Source organism: Mesorhizobium sp. M1A.F.Ca.ET.072.01.1.1, assembly GCF_004023325.1.
Lineage (GTDB): Bacteria > Pseudomonadota > Alphaproteobacteria > Rhizobiales > Rhizobiaceae > Mesorhizobium.
Genome location: NZ_RZSF01000743.1, coordinates 1 through 441, shown reverse-complemented (window position 1 = coordinate 441; position 441 = coordinate 1). Strand labels below are relative to the sequence as shown.

The following is a 441-nucleotide window of genomic DNA, read 5'->3' as shown; positions in this document are numbered from 1 at the left end:
ATGCCGAGACGCGGCTGGCGATTGCGGCAACGCGGGCGCCGGCCTCCGACGAGGTTGCGGCGACGCTGGCGCTGCTGAAGAGCCTGGATCTCAAGGGCTGCACGGTAACGGCCGACGCCTTGCATTGTCGCCCCGAGACGGCCAAGGCGCTGCTGGCGCAGAAGGCGCATTATGCCCTTGGGCTGAAGGCCAACCGGGGTCGTCTGTTTGCCGCGGCCGAGAACAGCTTCGCCGCGGCGGGCGAGATCGCCGGCTTCGAAACACGCGACAGCGGCCATGGCCGCACCGAAGTGCGCCGCGCCAGCGTGCTGCCGCTTGCCAGGCTCAAGGACGCGCCCGCCTTCCCCGGCCTCAAGGCCATTGGCCGTGTCGAGGCCCTGCGCACCACTGCCGACGGCAAGACGACCACATCGGTCCGCTATATCGCCCTCTCCAAGGTGC

At 69.6% G+C, this 441-nt stretch carries 1 protein-coding gene; it reads left to right on the top strand.

Annotated elements, in window-relative coordinates:
• A partial coding sequence (locus EOA32_RS37830) for an ISAs1 family transposase (protein WP_128374348.1) occupies positions 1-441 on the top strand: 441 nt, incomplete at both ends.